Source organism: Cobetia sp. 4B (assembly GCF_018831605.1).
In the GTDB taxonomy this organism is placed as follows: Bacteria; Pseudomonadota; Gammaproteobacteria; order Pseudomonadales; family Halomonadaceae; genus Cobetia; species Cobetia amphilecti.
Genome location: NZ_CP059843.1, coordinates 1,713,978 through 1,740,452, shown reverse-complemented (window position 1 = coordinate 1,740,452; position 26,475 = coordinate 1,713,978). Strand labels below are relative to the sequence as shown.

Below are 26,475 nucleotides of genomic sequence, written 5' to 3'. Positions count from 1 at the left end.
TACCACCCTCAGATGGTTGATAGATCGACTCCGTAGTTGAGTTCCTCTGCGAAGTCCGGCAGTCCGTAACCGATGGTTTTCTTGTAGAAAGGAGAGACCTTCGCAGTCGGTGCCTTCTTCTTGTGCTTCGTGGTGTAGAGCATTCGTGCCCGCATCACCTCGAAGGAGTAACCGCGCCCTTCACGGTTCTTGTCCTTGGCCAGTCGGTTGATGGACTCCGTGTAAGCGTTGGTGACGGGCATGTCCGTCTCGAAGTAGGTCATGGTCTCTTCGCGCCAGTTTCCCACTGCCCTGACCAGATCGCTCCAGACTTCCTTTTGGCCCTTCGGGATGGTGGCTATCCACTCGTCCAGGGCGGCTTCTGCCTGGAGCCGTGTGGTGGCGTCCCAGATGCCGTAGAAGCGCTCCTTGTGCTCGTAGGCGGCCAGCAGTTGCGGGAACGCGCCTGTCCAGGTCTCCATGATGAGGCGCTCCCGGTCTGAGACTTCGTGAGCGCGTTTCAGCAGGATTTTCCGGTCTCCCTTGAGAGTCCGGCTCTGGGACGGTTTCAGCTCCTTTCTGAGGCCCTTGCGCACTCTCTCTAGGGCATCGTTGGCCATGCGCACCACATGGAACTTATCGACCACGATACGGGCCTGGGGCAGCACAGCCTTGACCGCTGCCCGGTAGGGGTTCCACATGTCCATGCTGACGATCTCGACCTTCTGCCGGTCTTTCAGCTTCATCAGGTAGTTGGTCACCACGTCCTGGCGGCGGGTGGCCAGCAGGTCGAGCAGGGTTCGCTCCTCAATGTTGGTCAGAATGCAGCGGTAGCGCTTGTTCAGGTATAGCTCGTCAATGCCCAGGATGCGGGGCGTCTCGAAGCGGTGCCAGCGCCCCAGGAACTCGGCGCGGGCGTTGAAGATGTCGCGCACCGTCTTCTCGTCCAGGCCGGTCTGTGCCGCCACAAAGGTGTAGGGGTGGTTGAAGGATTCCTTCTCCACGTACTCATGCAGCCGCAGTGTCATACGGAATCCGTCCACCATCTCCGGTAGCTGGGGCCTGAATGTTGTCTTGCAGGCCCGGCAGGTGTATCGGCGGCGGACCACCCAGAGAGTGACCCGCTTGCCGTGGATGGGCAGATCACGATAGGGAACGTCACGCTTGCCGAACCGTACGAACTCACCCTGCACGCCGCATTCCTCGCAGGCGATGGGATCGGGCACGTCCACCTGGAAGTGCATTTCGTCGTCGGTTGATTTGCAGCCCAGTACTTGGTATTGCGGCAGGTGAAGGATGTTGTCGGGAAGTTCGGTCATGGTGTTGTATAGGCGTAGGTGTCAGTCAGATCCATCCGACTCGGCATTGGTGTTTGCTTTTTTACCCAACAAGCTGCTGGAAACGAAAAGTAAGGCACCGAGGACAATTGCAATATCAGCCAGGTTGAAGGCCGGCCAATGCCAGTCTCGCCAATAGAAATCAAAGGAATCCACAACATAGCCGCGAAAGACCCGGTCAATCAGGTTGCCCATGGCGCCACCGAGGATAAGACTGTAAGCGATGGCTTCTCCTTTATGACGATTTTCAAGGATCAGCTTGATCAGAAAAATCGAGACCACTACCGCGATTCCGATAAAAAAGTAGCGCTGCCAGCCTCCACCATTCGCAAAAAGACTGAATGCGGCACCGGTGTTCCATAGGTGCACCCAGTTAAAGAACGGGGTCACCGAAACATACTCGCCATAGGCCATTGATTGCTGCACCAGCCACTTTACAGCCTGATCAGACGCTGCCAGCAGGCCCGATATGGACAATAGGGCATACGGCGAGAGCTTTTTGCCAATAATGAGCATTATTTAACCCTTCAACGCCAAAATGCGTCTGGCACCGTTAAGTACAATGCCCCCCGCGATGGTGCCGATAATCAGATCCGGATAATTGGAACCGGTCCACGCGACCAGGGCGCCGGCGGTGATGACCCCCAGGTTGATCACCACGTCGTTGGCCGAGAATATCCAGCTTGCCTTCATGTGCGCCCCGCCTTCCCGATGTTTGGATATGAGCAGCAGACAACTGGTATTGGCAATCAATGCGACGAATGCGATAGCCATCATCACCAGCGATTCAGGCTCACTACCGAATACAAAGCGTCTCACCACCTCTACGAGCACGCCCACAGCCAAGATCAGTTGCAGTACACCAGCAAGATGCGCGGCACGTACCTGCATTTTCACGCTATGTCCAACCGCATAAAGGGCAAGCCCGTACACCGCCGCATCGGCAAAATTGTCCAGGGATTCTCCAATCAGGCCGGTGGACCGGGCGATCAGACCGGCAGTCATTTCCACCACGAACAGAAGTGCATTGATGCCGAGCAACCAGCGCAGGGTCCCGGATTCTTGCTTAGCAGAAGCTGCCGAAAACTCGGCGGCCTTGATGGTCTCCGGATTTGCAGCGACGGTTTCCTGAAGCGAGGCGCCTAGCCCCAAGGTCTTCAGTTTCGAGGTGACGGGCTCGACCTCGCCGTCATGCACGACCTTCAGCCGGCGGTTCGACAAGTCGAAGGACAGCGCCCGAATCTCCTCAAAGCCGTTCAGGGCTAGGCGAATCATTCGTTCTTCTGATGGACAGTCCATCTTCGGCACGGCATAAACACTGACCCATCTCCCTGGCGCCTCGGAGGAGGCCTGTATATCGGTATCCGCTGCGGACGTTGCATCACCGCCACAGGCGCCACCACAGGATTTGCTCATGATACGACTCCACTTGAACAATGTTGTGGTACCATTTAAAACTATAAAGCTACTATAAGGTCAATAGAGTAAAGAATCCGTTGGGGAGGAGGCTGATGCGCATTGGTCAGTTGGCGCAGTTGGTAGGGGTCGAAACACAGACGATCCGCTTCTATGAACAGCAGGGCTTGTTGCCGCCGCCTGATCGGCAGGACAACGGTTACCGTGTCTATACCGAGAAGCATGGTGAGGGGCTGGCCTTCATCCGTCGCTGCAGAATCCTGGGCCTGTCACTGGCTGAGATTCACGAACTACAGAGCTATCAGGACGACCCTCATCAGCCTTGTACCGCCGTCAACACCTTGCTCGATGATCACATCTCTCATGTGCGGTCGCAGATAACCGCTCTGCAAGCGCTTGAGAAACAACTCGTTTCACTGAGAGCGAGTTGCAACGATGACCGGGAAGTTGAGGCGTGTGGGGTTCTTGCTGGAATTAGCGAAGGAAACATGCACCAGCAGTAGGTGAAGCATCAACCAGATAATCCGATGAGATGCCGGTCTGTCTCACTCTCATGCAAAGGTAAGATCAACCATTTAATCCGCTTACCCGACAACTTGATCGAGGAATTCGAGACACGCTCAGGCATGGTGTTCGAGCTCGACAACCGCATCCAGTCGCTGCACCTCCCCGATGCCCAGGCCCTGCAGGTGATGTTCATCGTGCGCGAAGCGATGACCAACAGCGTGCGCCATGCTCGAGCCCCCCACCTGCGCCTGCAATTGCTCTATCAGTCTTCAGGGCCTCATCAATCTTCAGGGCCTCAGCCAGCGGAGCGGGTGTTGCTGACCATCGAGGACAACGGCTGCGGCTTTGACCCCGCCGACGTCGCCCCCGCCCATTTCGGGCTGGGCATCATGCAGGATCGCGCACGCCAGCTCGGGGCCGACTTCGCCATCACCCAACCCCGCCATGGCGGTACCCGCGTGACACTGAGCTGGGAGCGCCACGACACATGACCGTGACTCGCCAGATGCCCTCGACACACCAGACACCCTCGACACCCCCGACACGAGTCGTGCTCGTCGACGACCATCCGCTGTTTCGGCGTGGGCTGGCTGAGCTTTTGAGTGAAGGTGGCCTGTTCGAGGTCGTGGCCGACTTCGATGACGGCACCGATCTGCTCGACGCCCTGCCCACCCTGGCCCCGGAGCTGGTGATCGTCGACTGGCAGATGCCGCAGCTCGATGGCCTGACCCTGATGCGCCATCTCAAGCAGCGTGATGCCACTCTCAAGGTAGTGCTGCTGACCGCCTCCGATGACAGCCGCCACCTGTTGGATGCCATCCAGCAAGGGGCGGATGGCTACCTGATGAAGGACACCGACCCCGAACGCATTCTCGAGCGCCTGCAGGCCGTGATCGACGGCAAGCTGGGGCTGGAGGAAGAGACCTTGCTGCTGCTCGCCCGGCGTCTGCAGCAGGACCACCGCCAGCGCGAACAACACTCGCAAGCACAGACACATAAACAGCAGCATAAACAGGAGCAGGAGCAGACTGAGGCGCTGCCAGCTGTGGCGAATCCCCCTGCTGGCCCCACGCTCGACGGGGCCGCCGCTCTCGACCGACCCACGACACCTGACTGGCCCACGGCAGCTGACTGGCCCAAGGCACCTGACTGGCCCACGGCAGCTGACTGGCCCACGGCAGCTGACTGGCCCAAGGCACCTGACTGGCCCACGGCACCTGAATGGTACGAAGGCCTGACCGAGCGTGAACGCGATACCCTCAAATGGATCGGGCGCGGCCTCAGCAACAAGCTGATTGCCCGCGAGCTGGGCATCAGTGACAGCACGGTGAAGGTCTACGTCAAGAATCTGCTGCGCAAGCTGAACCTGCATTCGCGACTGGAGCTGGCCGCCTGGGTCTACGCTCACCCGCTGACGCCCGCGAGCGATGCCAGCCGAGCGCTCGCCGAGGACGCGACAGGCGCCGAACAGGATACGACCCGGGCCAAAAAGGAGAGCCTGCGATGATGCGCTTTCTCGAACAGTTCGCCTCCGCCTCGATTGCCTCGCCCGCCTCGACTGCCTCGCCCTTCAGCGCACAGGCGATTCTCGATGGGCTGAGTGATGCCGTGCTGGTGGTGAATGCCGACAGTACGCTGCTGTATGCCTCGCGCGGCTGGCAGTCCCTGAGCGGACACGAATCGCGCGACCCACGGGAAGACATGCCACCCGCCACTCGAGCGGACGGGCACGGCACGGCAGCGCAGCGCCTGCGCGATGCCCTGCACCCCGCGGATCAATCGCGCTGGGACATGCTCGCCCGCCACGTTTCGCGCCGCGAACGCCCTGACTGCTGGCGATTGCGCATCATGGGGGCGGACCACCACTATCGCTGGTGTGAAGTGCGCAGCCAGTCGCTCTCGCTGGCCTCGCCCTGGCCCGCCACGCTCACCCTGCATGACATCAGCGAGCGCGTGCAGCAGGAGCAGATCGACGTCGCCAACCTGCGCAGCCTGACACGGCTGATCAAGGGGCTGCCCGCGATGGTCTATCGCGCGCGCAACAACCGCCACTGGTCGATGGAATACATCAGTGACGGCTGCCTGGCCATCACCGGCCTCAGCCCCCAGCAACTGCTCGACCATCCCTCCCTCACCTACGGCGAGATGATCCATCCCGAAGATGCCGACCGCGTGTGGGATCAGGTGCAGGCAGCCCTTGAGGCCCGCACTCCCTTCACCCTTGCCTACCGCATCCGCCATCGCAAAGGCGAGGTCATCCGGGTGCAGGAAAAGGGCCATGGCATCTATTCACCGGATGGCACGCCCTTGGCGGTGGAGGGCATCATCTTCGCCGTCGACACCTCGGATATTCCAGGCGTACCGCCATCGACTGACGCATGAAATGAGACATGAACTGAGACATGAACTGATGTACCCCTTTATGGCTACCCTTTCCGAGCAATGTGCAGCCGGAGCACATCTCGCTAGCCTGTTTCGTTGTCAGTGTTTCACGACGTCACCACGTCCTGAAGCCTCGGATAACGCATGAAGACACAACAAGAACAGGAAGGTATCCATGACCCAACGTATCGCGATCATCGGTGCAGGACCCAGTGGCCTGGCTCAATTGCGTGCCTTTCAATCCGCCGCCGACAAGGGCATCGAGATTCCCGAGATTGTCTGTTACGAAAAGCAGGATGACTGGGGCGGTCTGTGGAATTACAGCTGGCGTACCGGACTGGATGCCCACGGCGAGCCGGTCCACGGCAGCATGTATCGCTACCTGTGGTCGAATGGCCCCAAGGAATGTCTCGAATTCGCCGACTACTCCTTTGAAGAACATTTCGGGCGCCCTATCGCCTCCTATCCGCCGCGCGCGGTGCTGTTCGACTACATCAAGGGTCGCGTCGAGAAGGCCGGCGTGCGCAAGTACATCCGCTTCGGTTGCCCGGTGCGCCAGGTCACCTTCGATGATGCCAGCCAGCAATTCACGGTCAGCGTGCATGACCAGGCGCTCGATCTGGTGACCAGCGAAAGATTCGATCACGTCATCGTGGCCTCCGGGCATTTCTCGACGCCTAATGTGCCGGAATTCCCCGGTTTCTCGAGCTTCAATGGCCGCATTCTGCATGCCCATGACTTCCGTGATGCACTGGAATTCAAGGGCAAGGACCTGCTGTTGCTCGGCAGCAGCTATTCCGCCGAGGACATCGGCTCGCAGTGCTACAAGTATGGTGCGCGCAGCATCACCACCAGCTATCGCACCGCCCCGATGGGCTTCAAATGGCCGGACAACTGGGAAGAGAAGCCGCTGCTGGTGAAGGTCGATCGCGATACCGCCTATTTCAGTGACGGCAGCCACAAGCGCGTCGATGCCATCATCCTGTGCACCGGCTATCTGCACCACTTCCCGTTCCTCGAGGAGTCGCTGCGCCTCAAGACCCAGAACCGCATGTGGCCGCGGGGGCTCTACAAGGGGGTGGCGTGGGAAGAGAATCCGCGCCTGTTCTATCTCGGCATGCAGGACCAGTGGTACACCTTCAACATGTTCGATGCCCAGGCCTGGTGGGTGCGTGATGCGATTCTCGGCACCCTGCCCCTGCCGTCATTGGACGCGATGCGTGCAGACAGTCTGGCGTGGCGGGCCCGCGAGGAAACGCTGGAAAGTGATGAGGACATGATTCTCTTCCAGGGCGATTACGTGAAATCGCTGATCGAGGAGACCGACTACCCGAGCTTCGATATCGATGGCGTGAATCGTACCTTCCTGGAATGGGAGCATCACAAGCACGAGAACATCATGACCTTCCGCGATCACGGCTATCGCTCCTTGATGACCGGCACTCTGGCGCCCAGGCATCACACGCCGTGGCTGGAGGCGATGGATGACTCGCTGGAAGCCTATCTGGCCCAGCCGGCCGAGGCCGCGACACCATCCGATGCGGAATCAGACATTCAGGCGACGACCACGCCGCTGGCCTCCTGACGCTCCTGGTCACCAGGGCTCGTGTTCAAAGGGGCTCTTGTTCAAAGGAGCTCTGGCCAAACAAGGCTGCGCCAACGACTTGCCAGGCAGCAGGTGGAGGGACAACAGGCGGAGGGGCTCCCTCCGCCTTTTCCTGCATCAAAACATCAACAAAAACTCATATAGACTGGTATTGGTTGTTGGATATTGATGAAACGCAGGTCTCTCACAGGTAATGAAACGCCGTATTTCTCGACACCCCACAAGGACACCCCACAAGGACACCCGATCACCATGCGCATCACGCTCTACTTCCTGATCTCGACCCTGTGCGAAATCGGCTGGGCCACGGGCCTGAAAGTCGCCGACAGTCCGCTGGAATGGGCACTGACGGTGCTGCTGGTCATCATCAGCCTGAGTCTGGTCACCCAGATCGCCAAGACACTGCCCGCCAGCACCACCTACGCCATCTTCGTCGGCCTGGGCACGGTGGGGACGGTGGTGGCTGACCTGCTGTTCTTCGATCTCGAATTCCAGTGGTCCACGCTGGGCTTCGTGGTGCTGATGCTGATCGGCATCATCGTGCTCAAGACGGCCCCCAGCGCGCCTGCCGACAAGCAGCCTCGCGCGAGTGCCACACCGCAGACCACCCTCAGTGAATGACCAGGAGTGACGTCATGGATTGGGTCTATCTGATCGCCGCCGGCTGCTGTGAAGTCGTCGGCGTCACCGGTTTCAACCAGTACGCCAATCAGCACCGCCGCATGGGCGTGTTGCTGGTCGCGCTGGGCTTCAGCTCCTCCTTGAGCCTGCTGTATCTGGCCATGGACACCATCAGTCTGGGCATCGCCTATGCCGTGTTCTCCGGCATCGGGACCGTGGTCAGCGCCATCATCGGCGTGCTGTTCTGGCGCGAGCACTTCTCGTTTCGCCGCATGGCCTGCATCGGCGTCATCGTGCTGTCCATCGCTGGTCTGCACCTGTCCGGCGGGCATTGAGCGTCGGTCGGCGCTTGATTATTGCCATATGTGCAATAACCAATTGCCGACAGGCGCCTTTTTCTGCCCGCGCCAGTGCACTAGCCTCGTGAACCAGCCTCCTGGACTCGGCACCGCAGGCACCCGCCTGAGTGCCTGTCCTGCGGCATCCTCTGACAACCCATCGTGAAGGAGGTCTCGTTCATGTCAGCGCCCGTCCCTACCCGCATGGCGTTCGTCAATTATCAGCTCGACCGCCCGGAAGGCCTGCAGATCAAGGTGGACCCGAACGGCGAGACCGGTCGCCGTATCGAGCCGGAGCATGACCGCCGCGGTGTCAGGCTGCAGGACCTGCGCGCCACACCGCCCAGCTTCGCCTGCCAGGGGCTGCTGTTTCTCGACACGCCCGAACTTGCCGTCGATGTGCGCGATGCCAAGGTGCGCGATCGCCTGCACACACCGGCCATCGAGGCATTGCTCAAGCAGCAGCTCGGCGTCAGTGAGGTGCAGGTGTTCGACCACACCCTGCGCGGCTTCGAGGGTGAGCGCGTGCCGGCGCAGCATGTGCATGTCGACTACTCGCCGCGCTCTGGACCGCAGCGCGTGCGCGATCTGCTCCCGCCCGAGCAGGCGGAGCAGTGGCTGAGCGGCCACTACGGCATCGTCAATGTCTGGCAGCCGGTCGAGCAGGCCGTCGCACGTGACCCGCTGGCCTTCGCCGATACCCAGAGCGTGCAACACGAGGACTGGGTCAACATCGACATCCTCTATCCGGACCGCTGCGGCCAGATCCAGGGCCTCGTGCACAATCCGGCTCACCGCTGGTACTTCGCCTCACAGATGCGCCCCGACGAAGCCATCGTCTTCAATGCCTTCGACAGCGCCGGCAAGCCGCCGGTCGCGCATACCGCGGCCGAGCTGCTCGATACGCCCGACGATGCGCCGACACGCACCAGTCTCGAGACGCGGGTATTGGTCCGCTATCCCGACTGAGGTGTCACGGCCGCTGGTTGATAACGGCTGGTCGGTGGCGGCTGGTTGAAAATGACTGGTTGGTGGCGGCTGAGCGCCGCGGTCGAGATGGCAGACACCTGGCCCATCCGGGTTGCTGCCCCTCGCCCGCCCCTCGCCCGACCTTATCGGCACTCGCCACCAGATGACCGTCGCCCAGGCCTCCCTCCTTGCAGGCCTGGCGGCCACCGCTTGGCGGCCACCAGATTCTCGTCTCACATTCTTCGTCATTCAGGAGCTTTGCCATGAGCTTGTCTTTCCATGTCGTCCGCCACGAACACGGCTTCTCTCCCACGCCCCTGCCCATCTGGACCGACAACGGCGACGTGTCTGATCTCTTCGAGGCCGACACGACACCAGAGGTGGTCCGTCAGGAAGTCGAGGGTGTCCCGGGTGCCTTCCAGCTACTCAATGTGCTGACACCCGCCGAGTGCGACAACTTCGTCGCCGCCCTGGAGGAAATGGGCTTCGAGGAAGATGCGCCCGTCTCCCTGCCGCGTTCGGTACGCCACAACCACAACGTCAACTGGGTCGTCAGTGAAGCGGTCGATCAGGTCATCTGGCAGCGTTCGGCGCCGCTGGTGACCGAGCAGATCCAGGGCGAAGGCGCCAAGGGCATCAATGCGCGCTTTCGTGTCTATCGCTACGAGGCCGGCGACTTCTTCAAGCCGCACACCGATGGTGCCTGGCCGGGCAGTCGCGTCATCAATGGCGAGATCGTCCAGGACGCCTATCCGGGCCTGATGAGCCAGTACACCTTCCTCATCTTCCTCAGCAATGGTTATACCGGCGGGCGCACCGAGTTCCTGGTCAGCCGTCGCGACCCCGGCAAGCCGGCCCAGTCGCAGGATGATATCCAGAAGGTCTCGGTCTCCACGCCCAAGGGTGGCGTACTGTGCTTCCCGCATGGCTCGCACCCGCAGCACTGCGTGCATGCCAGCGAGCCGATCCGCGACGGTGCCAAGTACATCATCCGCAGCGATATCCTCTATTGATGGCTGCCTGATGAGCAGTGGCCAGGCACCGCTTGGCAGTTGCCGCTTGATAAGTACCCAGCGCAGCCTGAAAAACACGAAGGGCCCGATCTCTCGAGACCGGGCCCTTCGTGTTTTCCTGTGTGTCGTTCACAGGGCATGTCAGCAGGACAACCGCTCGCGGCGGGCAAGCAGGAAGTCGACCCAGGCACGTACGCGCGGGTTGTGCTGATTCTCGCGCGCGAAGACGACGTGGATACCGGTGTCGAAATCCGATGAAGTGACCTGAAAGTCCTCCAGCACCGGCAGCAGGCGGCCACTTGCCAGCTCTTCCCGGATGGCCCAGAGCGGCTGCACCACCACGCCGGCGCCCCCCAGTGCTGCCTGGGTGAGAATGTCGGCGTTGTTGGTGCGCAGCGCGCGGGCGCGCACCGAGATGCGATGCTCCCGATCGCCCTGCACCAGCCGCCAGTGATGATTGGCGGTGGTATAGCTGAAGGTCAGCAGACGGTGCTGCTCCAGGTCCTGTGGCTGATGGATAGGCGGCTGGGCGGCGAGGTAGGACGGCGCGGCAGCCAGCACGAAGCGCTGATCACTGATATGGCGCGCGATCAGGCTCGAATCTTCCAGATGGCCGATGCGCAGGGCCACGTCGAAGTGGTCCTCGACCAGGTCCACCCGCTGGTCGCTGCTGACGATATCCAGCGCCACCTCGGGATAGCACTGCATGAACTCGCTCACCAGCGGCGCCAGATAGAGGCGTGAATAGCGCCACGGCACCGAGATGCGCAGCGGCCCCGCGACCCGCTCACTCAGCGTTTCCAGCTCATCCTCCAGTTGGTCCACCTCGGCCAGAATGGCGCGAAAGCGGATCAGGGCGCGCTCGCCGGCCGGCGACAGCCGTACATGGCGCGTGGTGCGCACCAGCAGCGGCTCGCCCAGCTGGCGCTCCAGATGATTGACGTGACGCGTCGCCGTGGAACTGGCGATATCCAGCTCTCGCGCCGCCACATTGAAGCTCTGATGCTCCGCCACCTTGAGAAAGGTGCGCAGGCGTTGGGTCAGTTCGTTCATGGTGCTCCTGCGGTGCCCTCCATCGAAAGGTCGGCGGCCTTGTCGTACAGCCAAGCGGCCAGACAGCCGGTTGGCGCTCGCCAGCCACGAGCATATCATCGACGCACCGCAGGATGATCGCGACACGAGGATGAACGACATGGACATGATAAGCAGCATGAAAGGACTCGCCGGTGGCGTTTTGATCGGTCTCTCGGCAGTGATGCTGATGGCCTTTCTGGGACGTATCGCCGGTATCAGCGGCATCACGCGCGGCGCGCTGCTGGAATCAGGCCCGGACCGCCGCTGGCGTCTCGCCTTCGTGCTCGGGTTGATCAGCGGCCCGCTACTGCTTTTGCTGCTCAATCTTGACTGGGGCAATGTGGCCGCAAGCACGGATGCGCTGATCGGCAATCCCGCCAGCGGGGTGCTGAGCATGATGTTCGCCGGCCTGCTGGTAGGTATCGGAACAGGCATCGGCGGCGGCTGTACCAGTGGTCATGGGGTCTGCGGTATCGCGCGTCTCTCACCTCGCTCGCTGGTGGCCACGGTGGTGTTCGTGACGGTGGCCATGCTGACGGTGTTCGTGAGCCAACATCTGCTGGGGGAGTCTCCATGAAAACGGTCATCGGCTTTCTCACCGGGCTGGTCTTCAGCCTCGGGCTGACACTCAGCGGCATGACCGACCCCGCGCGTGTGGTCGGCTTTCTCGACGTGGCCGGAGACTGGGACCCCACGCTGATCTTCGTGCTGGGTGGTGCCGTCATCACCACCTTCCTCGGCTACCGCCTCGTCTGGCGGCGTGGCACTCCCCTGCTGGGCGAGCGCTTCCAGCTGCCCACGCGTCGCGATATCGATGGCCGCCTGCTGCTCGGCGCGACCCTGTTCGGTATCGGCTGGGGGCTGAGCGGTTACTGCCCCGGGCCTGCCATCGTCTCCAGCAGCGCCATGAGTCTGCCATTGGCGGGCTTTCTGGTGACGATGCTGCTGGGCTGGTGGCTGGCCACCCGCCTGACGCGCAACAGCTGATCTGACAATCCCGCCTTGAAACGCAAACGCCCGCCAAATGGCGGGCGTTTCATCTTTCTACAAGGGAGTCCGTCACGACTAGACGATACCCTTGGCCTTCATTTCGCGCAGCACGGCGGCGACGTAGTGCATCTCCTCCGGTGTGCCGAGAGACATGCGACACCAGCCATCGGCCGGCGGGAAGGCGCGACCGATCAGCACGTGGCGTTCCTTCATCGCGGTCTGGAATTCCTTCAGCGGCCTGGAAATACGGTGGAAGACGAAGTTGGTCTGCCCCGGCAGATACTCCCAGCCCAGCTCGTCGAGCGTAGCCGTGAAGATGGCGCGCGCTTCATCGTTGCTCTGCTTGCTGTGGACCAGAAACTCCGGCGACTGCATGGAGGCCGTCGCCGCCATCACGCCAGGGTATGACAGCGTCATGGCATCGTCTTCGACGTAGTGGGAGACATGCTCGAGACGATCGACATCGCCGACGGCGTAGCCGACACGCAGGCCTGCCATGGCGTGAATCTTGGAGAAGGTCTTCAGCAGCAGGACGTTCTTGGCACCACCAGCAATCAGATGATCGGCGGAGCGGAAGGCAGGGTCATTGACGAATTCGGCGTAGGCTTCATCGATGATGAACAGCGTATCGTCGCGGCTGTCGTTGACCCAGACCTCCAGTTCATCACTAGAAATGATGGTCGAGGTCGGGTTGTTGGGATTCACCAGATAGACGATGGAGGGGCCGGAGTGGTCGGCCACGGCCTGCTTCATGTCGGAAATCTTGAATGACCAGTCCTCGCGCGAGGACGGCACCTTGCGAATGGCGAGGTCATAGAAGCCGGCATACAGGGCGCCATCGCCATAAGTCAGCTCGGGAATCACCAGCTGGGTATCGGGAGTCGCATGGGCCAGCACACTGGCACGGATCGCATCGGAGGAGCCCGGCGTGAACAGAATGCTCTCGCTCGGCACCTTGTGATGAGTCGCCACCAGGGACTGCAATTTGCCCAGATGGGCGAAGGGATACCGATTGGAATGCGGGATGGATGCCGCTGCGGCACGCTGTGCAGACGGTGCCATGCCAAGCGCATTCTCGTTGTAGTTGAGTCGCACCGGAGACTTGGCGGAAGGCTTGAGCACCGCCGCCGCAGGTGCCGTCTCCTTGGCCAAGGCACTGGGGATACCCGGCAGGAACTGACCCAACGCCGCCCCGGCAATTGCCGCCCCACTCATGCCCAGGAAACCACGACGCGAACGCGATGATGGAGAGCCCTTCTCAACCGCCTGAACCTCAGAAGACTCCTGCATATCCTTCTCGACTACGTCTGTCATCGTGTGTCCTTTGTCTGTCGCTGCTGCCCTTCCCCCCTCGTGTGAAACCACACGGGTCATCGGGAGCAAGCCTTGTTTTTGTATGTGCTAATAAAGCACCACCAACGTATAAGACTTTGGTGAGAGGCACAATGAAACGACGCGCCGGATCGCGCAACCATGCGCCGCGGCAAGGGCAACCCCTTGGGAAAGTCGCACGCTGCATTGTGAGCACCCGATAAAGCAGATAAATAAACTGCTCATGACACGAAGACGCCGGCCACTGGCCGGCGTCTTGAATACCATTCAAAGCTGAATCATCCAGTAGATTCCTGAGCAATCTCCCTGATGACCAGGCTACCCAGCTGACGGGTGTTATGCGGATTGCCGTTGCCATCCACCAGCGGCAGATTCAACTGTTTTGCCAACTCGCGTAGTACGAGCTGAATAGGGCTGAGCTGGGCCACTCCCAACCCATTATCATAGTCCCCTCTGTCGCTTGCATTCTGGGGCCTGCGGGAACTTTTACAACTATATACTTTCACCATCAGCAAGCTTGCTAATATCTGACATCATTAACTCAGACCTTAAATCCAAAAACTCTGAGTAACTTAGCTTAGAATAATCAACTGTGTCTGGGCTAGGCAAGTAATTAGATTCAAAAATACGCTTAGCTTCAGCTCCTAACTCTTCAACCAATCTAGGTAGATATTCATTAGGATGATCATCACTAATAATATTATTTTCTGAAGCAGCAAGCATACAGAAATTTGCCAAACTATTATGTTCACCTTGCACACCTGCTCTTTTTAAATATGCCTTGGGGTAAACATGGTGGAACTGTTTTTTATTATACTCTGAAAGTGCTACTTCAGTATCAATCAGCGCTCCGTTAGTAATATTTCTTGGAGACTTTAGTGCCAACAATATGATCAACGCACGTGACCTAGAGTTATTACTACGGAATGCTAATTTTTTAAACGTGTCGGTCTTGGGTAAATTCCCAAAAGATTTCTGTGGCTCTTCTCCATTAACTATATATGCATCAATTGCTTCTAGATCTTGAGAAACAAATGATTCAGAAGCTCCTCGGTATCTCTCTGAGAAAGCGCTAATCCAAAACCATTTTCTAATTCTACAAATATCCTCTTTGCTAAGAGTTTTTCTTTTAGAATAAACATAAGCAATTATTACAGCGACAGCTTCATATGGCAAAAAATCCCAACTATATATTTTAAACTCAGTCTTAAGCAAATCTACGGTCTTCAATAAGGCAGATTTTGTGAGCTCTACTAATTTATCCATCTCCTCTTTAGATATATTCCTTAGAGATAGAACCTGTTCTTTTTTGATCCCTTTAAACTGAATGGATGAAAGACACTTGAGCACTAAGTTTCCATCAATATCATCAAACCCTTTTGGCTTGAGCGATAATGCTATTTTCTGTGCTTCTTCATTTAAATCAAAACTTTCATTCCAGGTGGCTGCAACCATAAGATCGTAAGTTGATAAACGCGTACCTGAGCTATTTATCCTTTCGAAAATAGGACACACCTCTTCAACCGTAAGTTCTTTAAGAGTAACAACCGGAATTCTATAGTTGGTCACTACATCAATAAGTGAGTCCAAGTTTTTTTGCAATTCCTCACCATTCGGATAGCTAACTAAGCCAGACCTAAAATTCAACAACTTTGTAGTGTTATAAATTATTCGAAGTGGGAACTGTGTTTGATTAAAATCTTCAAATGCTTCCAGAAAGCACTTTTCATTCAAGTCATAAACGGCATTGAAACCTTCATGCCCTTCAGACACCCCTAACGCTGAATATATAACAGTTAACCTTTGCTGACCATCCAGGACATAGTCTGTAGGAGTCATATCATCAGTTTCGGGCAACTTAAATGCGCCTATGTCTCGCTCAACTGCCAATGTGTTTTTAGTTCTCCACAAGAGTAAGCTTCCGACGGGATAATTGTTAGCAATAGAGTCAAGAAGCTTTAGGGCTTGATCTTCCTTCCATACAAACTGGCGTTGAAATTGTGGGACTTTAATTTGCCCAGAATTAATATCTGCGATTAAGTCTCGCAGAAATGGCGTTCCTGTTTCAAGCCTAGTAGCTACATTACCTGACATAATAACATCCTTGTTATAAGTAATAAAAAAACGAGCTCAAACTACCCTTAACATGCTTGTTAATTATAATCAACATTTTAAATTTCACCAAATTTGTGCAGAAAATTCAAGAATTTCTTTTCCTGGTGCATATCATTCAACCTTTTCAAGCGCATCACCAACACTTCCAACCATCAAGTGACTGCTGCAAAAAGAATTTAATTATTTGGCACGCTTCCTGCTAGAGACTCACCGAGGCACCGATAGGCATACAACAATCGAAAATCTACACCAATGGAGCGCTAGGGTTCCGGTGACTGGCTGATAGCAGTCACGACTGGTCCGAGAGCACTCGACCTCCAAGCTGGGGGTTACACGGCGGGACAAAAGCCCGGGAGACGCAAAGCCTGTAAAGGTCGGCGCCTCTCACTTTTTCCGCCGGAGATAACGACAATGACCCAGCTCACTCGCCTTTCCCAGTCCGCGACTTCCCCCTCGGATGCCAGCGCCCAGGTGTCATCCGCTGCTGTCTCATCTGCTTCATCCGCCGTTTCCCGAAACGCTTCCAGACGTGCTGCGCTGGCCGGCGCCCTGCTGCTTGGCGCATCGCTGAGCCCGCAGGCCATGGCGCAGGATTCCTTCAGCGTGTGCTGGTCGGTGTATGCCGGCTGGATGCCGTGGGAATACGCGGACACCCAGGGCATCGTCGACAAGTGGGCCAAGAAGTACGACATCAATATCGATGTGGTGCAGGTCAACGATTACGTCGAGTCCATCAATCAGTACACCTCCGGCAATGTCGATGGCTGTGCCATGACCAACATGGACGCCCTCACCCTCCCCGCCGCCAGCAGCGTCGATTCCACCGCGCTGATTCTGGGCGACTACTCCGATGGCAACGACGGCGTGATGGTGCGCGACGGCGATTCCATCGAGTCCCTGAAGGACCGCGAGGTCAATCTGGTGCAGTTCAGTGTCTCCCACTACCTGCTGGCACGCGCGCTGGACAGCGTCGGCATGAGCGAGCGCGACCTGACCACCACCAATACCGGCGATGCCGACATCGTGGCGCTGGCCAGCAACACCGACACCCAGGCAGTGGTGACCTGGAACCCGCAGCTGGCCACGCTCAAGGAGATGCCCGGCTACACCGAAGTCTTCAATTCCAGCGACATTCCCGGCGAGATTCTCGACCTGATGGTCGTCAATACCCAGACGCTGAAGGACAACCCGGACTTCGGCCACGCACTGGTCGGAGCCTGGTATGAGGTGATGGAGAAGATGAAGGCCGGTGACGAAGCCGCCCTCTCCCAGATGGCCGATGCCGCCGGCACCGACCTCGCCGGCTATCAGTCCCAGCTGGCCGCGACCCACATGTACTACACCCCCGCCGAGGCCGTGGCCGCCTTCAATGCGCCGAGCCTCAAGGACACCATGCAGCACATCGCCGACTTCAGCTTCGCGCAGGGCCTGTTGGGCGAAGGCGCCCCGGATGCCGGCTTCATCGGTATCGAGACCCCCGCCGGCGTCATCGGCAATGAAGGCAACGTGATGCTTCGCTTCGACCCGAGCTACACCGCCGCACTGGCCGACAGCCAGTAACGCCACGCGGTGGATGCCGCACACGCTCCGCGGGGCAGCCTGCCTCGCGGAACGTGAACCGACCGCCTTCCTCGACCGCACCCTCGTTCGCACCCGTGGAGCCCGCGCATGAAACGCCTGATCAATCTGACACCCTCCCGTGGTGGCCGCTGGCTGCTCGGTGGCCTGCCCTTCGCGCTACTGGCCATCCTCTACATCGTGCAGTCCAACCAGCGACTGCTCGACAACCCGAATGACCGCCTGCTGCCGTCCTTCGCCGCCATGGGCGAGTCGTTCTCGCGACTGGCCACCGAGGTCAACGTGCGCACCGGCGACCTGCCGCTGTGGACCGACACCTTCGCCAGTCTCGAACGCCTGCTGGCCGGCGTGCTGATCAGTGCGCTGATCGGCCTGACCGTCGGCCTGCTCACCGGTGGCCTGCCGCTGCTGCGTGCCAAGCTGTCACCGCTGATCACCGTGCTGTCCCTGATTCCGCCGATGGCGATTCTACCGATCCTGTTCATCGCCTTCGGTACCGGCGAGCTGGCCAAGATCGCGCTGATCGTCATCGGCATCACGCCCTTCCTGATTCGCGACCTGCAGAATCAGGCCCTGCGCTTGCCCGATGAGCAGCTGATCAAGGCCCAGACGCTGGGCGCCAGCTCCTGGCAGGTGCTGACCCGCGTACTGCTGCCCCAGCTGACCCCGCGCCTTCTGAGCGCCACGCGCCTGGCACTCGGCAGCGCCTGGTTGTTCCTGATCGCCGCGGAAGCCATCGCTGCCCAGGACGGCCTCGGCTACCGCATCTTCCTGGTGCGTCGCTATCTGGCGATGGACGTCATCCTGCCCTACGTGGCCTGGATCACGCTGCTGGCCTTCCTGCTCGACCGTCTGCTGGTGCTCGTCTCGACCCGCGCCTTCCCCTGGTACCACGCTGAGGAGAGCCAATCATGAGCCTGATCCACGCCAAGGGTCTCGAGAAGCACTACGGCCAGCAGGTCGTGCTGGAACGCATGAACCTGACCGTCGAGGCCGGAGAATTCATCACTCTGGTCGGCGCCTCCGGCTGCGGCAAGACCACCTTCCTCAAGCTGCTGCTGGGCACCGAGGGCGTCTCGCGCGGTGAGCTGCTGCTCGATGGCAAGCCCATCCCCGGCGAGCCGGGCCCGGACCGCGGCATCGTCTTCCAGAAGTATTCCGTCTTCCCGCACCTCACTGTGCTGGGCAACGTGATCATGGCCGAGGAGCTCGCACGTGCCCCACTGACCGGCAAGCTGTTCGGGGCCAAGCGCCGTGAAGCGCGGGTCGCCGCCGAAGCGCGCCTGGAAGAAGTCGGCCTGTCCCACGCACTGGACAAGTACCCGCATGAGCTGTCCGGCGGCATGCAGCAGCGCCTCGCCATCGCCCAGGCGCTGATGATGAAGCCGCGCATCCTGCTGCTGGATGAGCCCTTCGGCGCGCTGGACCCGGGGATTCGCAAGGACATGCACCAGCTGATTTTGCGCCTGTGGGAAGAACAGCAGCTAACCATCTTCATGATCACCCACGACCTGAAAGAAGCCTTCGAGCTGGGCTCGCGTGTCTGGGTGTTCGACAAGGTGCGTGTCGATGCGCAGGCCCCGCAGGCCTATGGCTCGACCATCACCTATGACCTGCCCACCGAGCGTAGCAAGACCAAGGCGTCGTCCCAGCAGCCGGGCTCTGACCAGCCGGGCTCTGTCCAAACGGGCTCTGGCCAACCGACGCCCGAGCACGAAGCGCTGACGACACCAGCCCACTCCGTTTCCCAAGCCACTCTCACCGGAGGCCAATTCAATGAACATACCGCTTGATGCCGCAACCGCCGCCCGCGCCAGCTTCACCGCCAAGTATCAGACCCATCTGCCCGGCGGCCATCACTGGTCGATGCGCATGCCGCGTGGCAGCGCGCTCAAGCTGACCGCGAGCGAGGCCAACGCCAATGTCGGCCTGGTGATGTACAACCCGCTGGATACGCTTGAGCGCCTCAATCTGCCGGATACTCTCAAGGGGCAGCACACCTTCCGCCTCACCGAAGGCCACTGCCTGTATTCCGACATGGGCCGTATCTTCGCCTCCATCATCCAGGACGATCTCGGCTGGCATGACAGCGCCAGCGGCAACCTGATGGAGCATCACTTCGCCGCCAAGGGCTGGCACAAGAAGGCCTATCAGCAAGCCTTCAATGACTTCACGCCCAGCGGTCACGACAGCCTGCTGATCGAGATGGCCAAGTACGGTCTGGGCGAGCGCGATCTGTGCGCCAACCTCAACCTGTTCTCCCGCGTGCGCGCCGATGAAGACGCCAACCTGCACTACGTCGCGGACCACTGCGCCGCCGGCGACAGCGTCACCCTGCGCTTCGAGATGGACACCCTCGTCATGCTGCACACCTGTCCGCATCCGCTGGACCCCGCCGAGGACTATCCGCTGCGCGGCGTGGACATGACCTTCGGCACCGCGACGCCGATGGATGAGCACGACGCCTGCTATCTGTCGCGCCCCGAGAATGCCCGCGCCTACGCCAACAACCAGCTCTATCACCTGGCGGGCTGAGGCGTCCCCCGACAGCAGACGGACGCCACGCCGACTGGCTCGTGGCAACTGGAAACGACGCCCCAGATGACAAGGACAAAGGACATCCCCATGTGCACCTCGACACTCGAACACCCACATTCCCACACCCCAGCCGCGACTGACGGTGCCCCGCTGAGCTACGCCGACCCCGCACAGCAGCCGCGCGAGCTTGAGCGCACCGTCGAGGCCGGCGATCACTTCATCGGCCTGGTCCGCGCCGGCCAGCACCTGCGTATCACCGACCTGCACGGCAATCAGGCCGCCGACACCCTGTTCTTCTCCGCCGACGACACCGCCGAGCGCTACAGCGCGATGGACACCGTGCGCGAGCAGGGCAAGGTCTACCTGACCACCGGCACGGTGCTCTATTCCACGCGTGGCCGTGCGCTGCTGACCATCACCGGCGATACCTGCGGTCGGCATGACACCCTGGGCGGCGCTTGCTCCAGCGAGTCCAACACCGTGCGTTACGACCTGGAGAAGCGCCACATGCACTCCTGTCGCGACAACTGGATGCTGGCCATCGCCCGCTACCCGAAGTACGACCTGACCAAGCGCGACATCGGCCACAACATCAACTTCTTCATGAACGTGCCGGTCACCGCCGATGGCGGCCTGAGCTTCGAGGACGGCCTGTCCGGCCCGGGCAAGTACGTCGAGATGGTCGCCGAGCGTGACGTCTACGTGCTGCTCTCCAACTGCCCGCAGCTCAACAACCCCTGCAATGGCTACGACCCGACACCGGTCGCCATCCGCATCAGCGACTCGCCGCTAGGTTGAGCCGCCGTCACACAAGCACACGACAAGATAGGCCGAGCCCCGCCTGACGATGTCATCTCTCTTGCATCACTCGTCAGCCCCCGAGGCTCTGCCCGGCTACCGGACGACCGGCAGCTCACAGTTTGAAGGCGGGACGACCCGCCGCCGGAAGGATGACTCCGTCATGTTCCACAAGGTCCTGATTGCCAACCGTGGCGCCATCGCCACCCGAATCCAGCGCACGCTGCGTGCCCTCGGTGTCCAGAGCGTCGCCGTCTACGCAGAAGCCGACCGTGAATCCCCCTTCGTGCGCGAGGCCGATGAAGCCTACAGCCTCGGCGAAGGTGCCGCCGCCGAGACCTATCTCGACATCGACAAGCTGATCGCCATCGCCCGCGAGAGTGGCGCCCAGGCCGTGCACCCGGGCTATGGTTTCCTGTCCGAGAACACCCGCTTCATCCAGGCCTGTGACGCCGCCGGCCTTGTCTTCCTCGGCCCGACCGTCGAGCAGATCCACGCCTTCGGCCTCAAGCACGAAGCGCGCACCATCGCCGAGAACGCCGGCGTGCCGCTGGTGCCCGGCACCGGCCTGCTGGACGACGTCGAGAGCGCACTGAGCGAGGCCGCCCGTATCGGCTATCCGGTGATGCTCAAGTCCACCGCCGGCGGCGGCGGCATCGGCATGCAGGTCTGTGACGACGAAGCCTCCCTTACCCGCGCCTTCGATTCGGTCAAGGGCCTGGGCGAGCGCAACTTCGGTGATGGTGGCGTCTTCCTCGAGGCGTACATCGCCCGCGCCCGTCACCTTGAAGTGCAGCTGTTCGGCGATGGCGAAGGCACGGTGATCGCCCTTGGCGAGCGCGACTGCTCCAGTCAGCGCCGCCATCAGAAGGTCATCGAGGAATGCCCGGCACCCAACCTGCCCGAGCACGTTCGCGAAGACATGATCGCCACCGCCATCCGCCTGGGCGAGGCCGTCAATTACCGCAGCGCCGGCACCGTCGAATTCATCTATGACGCCGAGCGTCAGGCCTTCTACTTCCTGGAGGTCAATACGCGTCTGCAGGTCGAGCACGGTGTCACCGAACTTGTGTGGGGCGTGGACATCGTCGCCTGGATGCTCAAGTTGGGCGCCGGTGAGCTGGGCAATCTGCGCGAGCTGGTCGCGCCGCTGACTCCCCGCGGCCACGCCATGCAGGCACGTGTCTATGCCGAGAATCCGCAGCACGACTTCCGCCCTTCCAGCGGCCTGCTCACCGAGGTGGAGTTCGCCAATGACGCCGTGTCCGCCGCCCTCGCCGACGACAGCCAGCTGCGGGTGGATCACTCCATCGAGGCCGGCTTCGAGGTACCCGCCTGGTTCGACCCGATGCTGGCCAAGGTGATGGTGCACGCCCCGACCCGTGAGCAGGCGCGCGGCGACCTCTCCAAGGCACTGGCGGCCTCTCGCCTCTACGGCATCGAGACCAACCGTCAGTGGCTGTCGCACCTGCTGGAAGACCCGCGCTTCATCAATGTCGAGATCTACACCCGCTGGCTGGAAGGCCTCGAGTGGGCCGCGCCGACCTTCGAGGTACTCGTCCCCGGCACTCTGACCACCGTGCAGGACATGCCGGGTCGCCTGGGCCACTGGGATGTGGGCGTGCCGCCCTCCGGCCCCTTCGATGACTACGCCTTCCGTCTCGGCAATGCGTTGCTGGGCAATGCCGCCGATGCCGCAGGCCTCGAAATCACCCTCAATGGCCCGACGCTGCACTTCCACCGCGCCACGCGCGTGGTGCTGGCCGGCGCGCCGCTGCCCGCCACGCTGTCCGTTTCAGCACCGCAAGACGGCGCTGATGACGCCGCGACTCACGAGCTTGCCCTGTGGCAGGTACATGAGATCGCCGCTGGCAGCACCCTGAGTCTGGGCAAGGTCGCCGCTGGCGCGCGCGGCTATCTGCTGATCGCCGGCGGCATCGACTGCCCGCAGTATCTGGGCTCGCGCGCGACCTTCACCCTGGGCCAGTTCGGCGGCCATGCCGGACGTGCGCTGCGCAGTGGCGACACCCTGCCGCTGGCCGATCTCGCCGAGTGCCACCCGCCCGCCCTGACCCGGCTGCCCGAGGCGCTGATCCCGCAGGGCGCGAGCTTGGTCGCGGATGAACAAGGCGGGAACGCTCAAGACAGGACACAAGGCCGCGAATGGCAGATCGGCGTGCTCTATGGCCCACATGGGGCGCCGGACTTCTTCACCGAAGACGACATCAGCACCTTCTTCGGCCACCGCTGGGAAGTGCATTACAACTCCAGCCGCACCGGCGTACGGCTGATCGGCCCGCGTCCGCAGTGGGCGCGCGCCGATGGCGGCGAGGCCGGTCTTCACCCCTCCAATATCCACGACAACGCCTACGCCTTCGGCACCATCGACTTCACCGGCGACATGCCGGTCATCCTCGGTCCGGACGGCCCGTCGCTGGGCGGCTTCGTGTGTCCGGCCACCGTGGTGCGTGCCGAGCGCTGGAAGCTGGGCCAGCTGGCCGCCGGCGATCGCATCCGCTTCGTCGCGCTGACTCTGGAGGAAGCCCGCACCATCGAGGTGCAGCAGGACGCCGTGATCGCCGCCCTCGCCAGTGGCCAGCTCGACACTCTGGGACAGCGCCTGGCGGAGACCGGCGGCGCCATGCTGAGCGCCATCGCCGCGCAACGTCCGCGCCCCGATGACTCACCGGTGCTCAAATGCCTCAGTGCCGAGCAAGGCGGCGAGCAGATCGTCTATCGCCGCGCCGGGGATGACTTCCTGCTGATCGAATTCGGCCAGATGGAGCTGGATATCGCGCTGCGCTTCCGCGCCCACGCCTGGATGCTGTGGCTCAAGGAGCACCCCCTGCCCGGCCTGATGGAGATGACCCCCGGCATTCGCTCGCTGCAACTGCATTACGACCCGCGCAGCCTGTCACTCGCCACGCTGATGGCGCATCTCGAACAGGCCGAAGTCGCGCTCAAGGATGTCGAGGACATCGAGATCGAGGCGCGCACTGTGCACCTGCCGCTGTCCTGGGATGACCCGGCGTGTCAGCAGGCCATCGACAAGTACCAGCGCTCGGTGCGCCCGGACGCCCCCTGGTGCCCGAGCAATCTGGAATTCATTCGCCGCATCAATGGCCTCGCCGATGAGGCGGCAGTGCGCGAGACGGTGCTCAACGCCCGCTATCTGGTGATGGGCCTCGGCGATGTCTATCTCGGCGCGCCGGTGGCCACGCCGCTGGACCCGCGCCAGCGGCTGGTGACCACCAAGTACAACCCGGCACGCACCTGGACTGCCGAGAACTCGGTGGGCATCGGCGGCGCCTATCTGTGCGTGTATGGCATGGAAGGCCCGGGCGGTTATCAGTTCGTCGGCCGCACGCTGCAGATGTGGAATCGCTATCGCCGCACCGAACACTTCACCACCCCGTGGCTGCTGCGCGTGTTCGATCAGCTGCGCTTCCATCCGGTCAGCCATGAAGCGCTCGAGCAGATTCGCCGTGATCACCCTCAGGGGCGTTACGACCTCAAGATCGAGAAGACCCGCTTCCGTCTCGCCGATTATCAAGCACAGATCGCCGAACACCAGGCCGAGACCGATGCCTTCCGCGAACGTCGCCAAGCCGCCTTCCAGCAGGAAATCGACGACTGGCATGCGCGCGGCCAGTTCACCTTCGAGGATCAGATCAACGAGGTGCAGGAAGCCGACAGCCTGAGTGATGACGAGCTGGGCATCGAGACGCCGGTCACCGGCAGCCTGTGGAAGCTGGAAGTCGCCGAGGGCGATGACGTCGAGGCCGGCCAGGTGGTGGCGCTGGTCGAGTCGATGAAGATGGAAGTCGAGATTCGCACCCACACCGCTGGCCGTGTCGTGCGCCTGCCGATCAAGGAAGGCAGCGGCGTCGCCCCCGGCCAACCGCTGATCGTGCTGTCGACCGCCGTGGAAGCCACGGATTCCGCTGATGCCAGCGCATCAGACAACGCCCAATCGACCCTGTCCTCCGAGGAGACGCTGTGATGATGACCCATACCCCGCTCAACCTGAGCATCACGGCGCTGAGCAAGGCCTATCAGGCCGGTGAGATGACGCCGCGCCAACTGGTGGACGAGCTGCTGGCCGCGCAGGCCGAGACCGACGCCGCCTGGATCACCCGCCTGTCAGCACAGCAGCTGGAACCCTATCTGGCACGTCTGGACGACGTGGCGTCCGAGTCGCTGCCGCTCTACGGCATTCCCTTCGCGATCAAGGACAATATCGATCTCGCCGGCGTGACCACCACCGCCGGTTGCCCGGACTTTGCCTACACGCCGAGCGATGATGCCTTCGTGGTCAAGCAGTTGATCGCAGCAGGCGCGATTCCGATGGGCAAGACCAATCTGGACCAGTTCGCCACCGGCCTGGTCGGTGAACGCGCCCTGCCGGTCTACGGCACCCCGGCCAATGCCTTCGACCCCGCCTATGTGCCGGGTGGCTCCAGCAGTGGCTCCGCCGTCGTCACCGCCCAGGGCCAGGTCAGCTTCGCGCTGGGCACGGACACGGCGGGTTCCGGGCGGGTTCCGGCCTGCTTCAACAATCTGGTCGGCGTGAAGCCGACGCTTGGCCTGCTCAGCGCAGGCGGTGTGGTACCGGCCTGCGCGACGCTGGATACCATCTCCATCTTCGCGCTGGGCTGCGATGATGCCGCGAAGGTGCTGTCCGTCACCGCACAGTTCGATGCCGACAACCGCTGGGCGCGCGAGCATGACTTCAGCGTTCACGGCCAGGCCTATGGCGTGCTGCCAGACCTGGCTGGGCTGCGCATCGGCGTGCCGCCGCGAGCTCAGTGGCATACCGACAGCGATTACAGCGGCTACATGGAAGCCGCGATGCGCCAGTGCAAGGCGCTGGGGGCCGAGCTGGTCGAGCTGGATTGCAGCCCGCTGCTGGCCGCCGCGCGCCTGCTGTATGAAGGCCCCTGGGTGGCGGAGCGCTATCACGCGGTGCGCGAACTGATCGAGCGCAATCCCGAGGCGCTGCACCCGGTAACCCGCGAGATCACCCTCGGCGGTGCCACGCCTCTGGCCGTCGATGCCTTCGATGCGCGCTATCAGCTGGCCGAATACCGCCGTCAGGGCGAGGCGCTGCTGGCGCAGGTGGACGTGATGCTGGCACCGACCACGCCGCGCCTGCCGACCAAGGCGGAGCTGGCCGAGGCGCCGATCGCGGTCAATTCGGAGCTGGGCACCTGGACCAACTTCATGAACCTGCTGGATCTCAGCGCGCTGGCCGTGCCGGTGGGCTTCAACCGCCAGGGTCTGCCGGGGGGCGTGACGCTGTTCGCGCCGGCCTTCGAAGACCTGCAGCTGCTCAGCATCGCGCGTCTGCTCGAGCACGAATTCGCGCTGCCGCTGGGTGCCAGCGCCGTCGCCCGTCCTCAGGCGCGCCTCGCGGAAAGCCAGCTGCCCGCGGCGGCCAATGGCCGACTCGAGCTCGCCGTCTGTGGTGCGCACCTCAGTGGCATGCCGCTCAATCATCAGCTCACCCAGCGCGATGCCCGTCTGGTCGCCCGCACTCACAGCGCCCCGAGCTACCGACTCTATCAACTGGATGACGCGACACCCGCCAAACCGGCCATGCTGCGTGCCCCGCAAGACGGCACCAGCATCGCGCTGGAGGTCTGGTCTCTGCCCATCGGCAGTGTCGGCAGCTTCCTCGCCGGCATCCCCTTCCCGCTGGGACTGGGCCAGATCGAACTCGAAGATGGCCGCTGGGTCGCGGGCTTCATCTGCTCGGTGTCCGCTGACAGCGGCGTGCCGATGACGGACATCAGCGAGTACGGCGGCTGGAAGGCGTGGGTCGAGCGCGAGTAAGCGCGCCGTAACCCCTGATCCGCAACCTCTGATCCATAACCCTCAGC

At 61.4% G+C, this 26,475-nt stretch carries 24 protein-coding genes and 1 riboswitch; of the genes, 18 read left to right on the top strand and 6 right to left on the bottom strand.

Annotated elements, in window-relative coordinates; genetic code table 11:
• Positions 1-8: 8 nt before the first annotated feature.
• Genes H2O77_RS07420 through H2O77_RS07410 form a run of 3 tightly spaced genes read right to left on the bottom strand, consistent with a single transcriptional unit; the run spans position 9 to position 2,732 of the window.
• Positions 9-1,298, bottom strand: a complete 1,290-nt coding sequence (locus H2O77_RS07420; RefSeq protein ID WP_004574636.1) for an ISL3-like element ISPpu12 family transposase — start codon at positions 1,296-1,298, stop codon at positions 9-11.
• A 21-nt stretch (positions 1,299-1,319) separates the two neighbouring features.
• Positions 1,320-1,832: a signal peptidase II gene (gene lspA / locus H2O77_RS07415; protein ID WP_003821921.1), complete on the bottom strand. Its 513-nt coding sequence runs from the start codon at positions 1,830-1,832 to the stop codon at positions 1,320-1,322.
• Positions 1,833-1,835: 3 nt separating this feature from the next.
• Positions 1,836-2,732: a cation transporter gene (locus H2O77_RS07410; RefSeq protein ID WP_004364974.1), complete on the bottom strand. Its 897-nt coding sequence runs from the start codon at positions 2,730-2,732 to the stop codon at positions 1,836-1,838.
• Positions 2,733-2,827: 95 nt separating this feature from the next.
• Between H2O77_RS07410 and cadR the strand changes: the two genes are divergently transcribed.
• The 9 genes from cadR (at position 2,828) to H2O77_RS07365 (ending at position 10,168) form a co-directional block, all read left to right on the top strand.
• A complete protein-coding gene (gene cadR, locus H2O77_RS07405; protein WP_007148576.1) occupies positions 2,828-3,235 on the top strand; it encodes a Cd(II)/Pb(II)-responsive transcriptional regulator in 408 nt (135 codons plus the stop codon).
• A 93-nt stretch (positions 3,236-3,328) separates the two neighbouring features.
• Positions 3,329-3,730 (top strand): ATP-binding protein, encoded by a 402-nt coding sequence (locus H2O77_RS07400; RefSeq protein WP_043332223.1) that lies wholly within the window; start codon positions 3,329-3,331, stop codon positions 3,728-3,730.
• Positions 3,727-4,746 carry a response regulator transcription factor gene (locus H2O77_RS18105; protein ID WP_215824294.1) on the top strand — a complete coding sequence of 340 codons (1,020 nt, stop codon included), beginning with the start codon at positions 3,727-3,729 and terminating at the stop codon, positions 4,744-4,746. The genes H2O77_RS07400 and H2O77_RS18105 overlap by 4 nt, the downstream gene beginning before the upstream one ends.
• Complete coding sequence (locus H2O77_RS07390; protein ID WP_215824293.1) at positions 4,743-5,621, top strand: PAS domain-containing protein; 879 nt, start codon at positions 4,743-4,745, stop codon at positions 5,619-5,621. The genes H2O77_RS18105 and H2O77_RS07390 overlap by 4 nt, the downstream gene beginning before the upstream one ends.
• Positions 5,622-5,796: 175 nt before the next feature.
• Entirely contained in the window at positions 5,797-7,206 is a 1,410-nt protein-coding gene (locus H2O77_RS07385) for an NAD(P)/FAD-dependent oxidoreductase (RefSeq protein WP_215824292.1), read from the top strand.
• Between the two features lie 189 nt (positions 7,207-7,395).
• On the top strand, positions 7,396-7,848 hold the full coding sequence (locus tag H2O77_RS07380) for a multidrug efflux SMR transporter (protein WP_084589279.1): 453 nt from the start codon (positions 7,396-7,398) through the stop codon (positions 7,846-7,848).
• A gap of 14 nt (positions 7,849-7,862) precedes the next feature.
• Positions 7,863-8,183, top strand: coding sequence for a multidrug efflux SMR transporter (locus tag H2O77_RS07375; protein ID WP_043332225.1), 321 nt, complete (start codon positions 7,863-7,865; stop codon positions 8,181-8,183).
• A gap of 183 nt (positions 8,184-8,366) precedes the next feature.
• Entirely contained in the window at positions 8,367-9,155 is a 789-nt protein-coding gene (locus H2O77_RS07370) for a CmcJ/NvfI family oxidoreductase (RefSeq protein ID WP_156961859.1), read from the top strand.
• A 263-nt stretch (positions 9,156-9,418) separates the two neighbouring features.
• A complete protein-coding gene (locus H2O77_RS07365) occupies positions 9,419-10,168 on the top strand; it encodes a 2OG-Fe(II) oxygenase (protein ID WP_215824291.1) in 750 nt (249 codons plus the stop codon).
• Between the two features lie 141 nt (positions 10,169-10,309).
• Here the strand turns inward: H2O77_RS07365 and H2O77_RS07360 are convergent, their stop codons facing one another.
• Positions 10,310-11,221 carry a LysR family transcriptional regulator gene (locus tag H2O77_RS07360; protein WP_165873919.1) on the bottom strand — a complete coding sequence of 304 codons (912 nt, stop codon included), beginning with the start codon at positions 11,219-11,221 and terminating at the stop codon, positions 10,310-10,312.
• A gap of 139 nt (positions 11,222-11,360) precedes the next feature.
• Here H2O77_RS07360 and H2O77_RS07355 point away from each other — a divergent pair, with 139 nt between their 5' ends.
• Entirely contained in the window at positions 11,361-11,819 is a 459-nt protein-coding gene (locus tag H2O77_RS07355) for a YeeE/YedE family protein (protein WP_215824290.1), read from the top strand.
• The gene (locus H2O77_RS07350) at positions 11,816-12,229 is read left to right on the top strand and encodes a DUF6691 family protein (protein WP_215824289.1); all 414 of its coding nucleotides are present in this window, start codon (positions 11,816-11,818) and stop codon (positions 12,227-12,229) included. Before H2O77_RS07355 ends, H2O77_RS07350 begins: the two co-directional genes overlap by 4 nt.
• 78 nt (positions 12,230-12,307) lie before the next feature.
• On the opposite strand, the gene H2O77_RS07345 is transcribed toward H2O77_RS07350, so the two are convergent.
• Complete coding sequence (locus H2O77_RS07345) at positions 12,308-13,546, bottom strand: histidinol-phosphate transaminase (protein WP_240548743.1); 1,239 nt, start codon at positions 13,544-13,546, stop codon at positions 12,308-12,310.
• A 510-nt stretch (positions 13,547-14,056) separates the two neighbouring features.
• Complete coding sequence (locus H2O77_RS07340) at positions 14,057-15,658, bottom strand: DUF262 domain-containing protein (RefSeq protein WP_215824288.1); 1,602 nt, start codon at positions 15,656-15,658, stop codon at positions 14,057-14,059.
• Positions 15,659-15,928: 270 nt separating this feature from the next.
• A riboswitch (guanidine-I (ykkC/yxkD leader) is annotated at positions 15,929-16,037 on the top strand.
• 53 nt (positions 16,038-16,090) lie between these two features.
• On the opposite strand from H2O77_RS07340, the gene H2O77_RS07335 reads away from it, so the two are divergent.
• From H2O77_RS07335 to atzF, 7 genes are all read left to right on the top strand, one after another.
• On the top strand, positions 16,091-17,239 hold the full coding sequence (locus tag H2O77_RS07335) for a putative urea ABC transporter substrate-binding protein (protein ID WP_215824287.1): 1,149 nt from the start codon (positions 16,091-16,093) through the stop codon (positions 17,237-17,239).
• A 108-nt stretch (positions 17,240-17,347) separates the two neighbouring features.
• Complete coding sequence (locus H2O77_RS07330) at positions 17,348-18,172, top strand: ABC transporter permease subunit (RefSeq protein WP_043332237.1); 825 nt, start codon at positions 17,348-17,350, stop codon at positions 18,170-18,172.
• Positions 18,169-19,050 carry an ABC transporter ATP-binding protein gene (locus tag H2O77_RS07325; RefSeq protein ID WP_215824286.1) on the top strand — a complete coding sequence of 294 codons (882 nt, stop codon included), beginning with the start codon at positions 18,169-18,171 and terminating at the stop codon, positions 19,048-19,050. Before H2O77_RS07330 ends, H2O77_RS07325 begins: the two co-directional genes overlap by 4 nt.
• Positions 19,034-19,792, top strand: coding sequence for an urea amidolyase associated protein UAAP1 (locus H2O77_RS07320; protein WP_215824285.1), 759 nt, complete (start codon positions 19,034-19,036; stop codon positions 19,790-19,792). The genes H2O77_RS07325 and H2O77_RS07320 overlap by 17 nt, the downstream gene beginning before the upstream one ends.
• Positions 19,793-19,882: 90 nt before the next feature.
• Entirely contained in the window at positions 19,883-20,593 is a 711-nt protein-coding gene (locus H2O77_RS07315; RefSeq protein ID WP_215824284.1) for an urea amidolyase associated protein UAAP2, read from the top strand.
• Between the two features lie 163 nt (positions 20,594-20,756).
• Positions 20,757-24,596 carry an urea carboxylase gene (gene uca, locus H2O77_RS07310; protein WP_215824283.1) on the top strand — a complete coding sequence of 1,280 codons (3,840 nt, stop codon included), beginning with the start codon at positions 20,757-20,759 and terminating at the stop codon, positions 24,594-24,596.
• Positions 24,596-26,428, top strand: a complete 1,833-nt coding sequence (gene atzF / locus H2O77_RS07305; protein WP_240548742.1) for an allophanate hydrolase — start codon at positions 24,596-24,598, stop codon at positions 26,426-26,428. The genes uca and atzF overlap by 1 nt, the downstream gene beginning before the upstream one ends.
• Positions 26,429-26,475 lie beyond the last annotated feature (47 nt).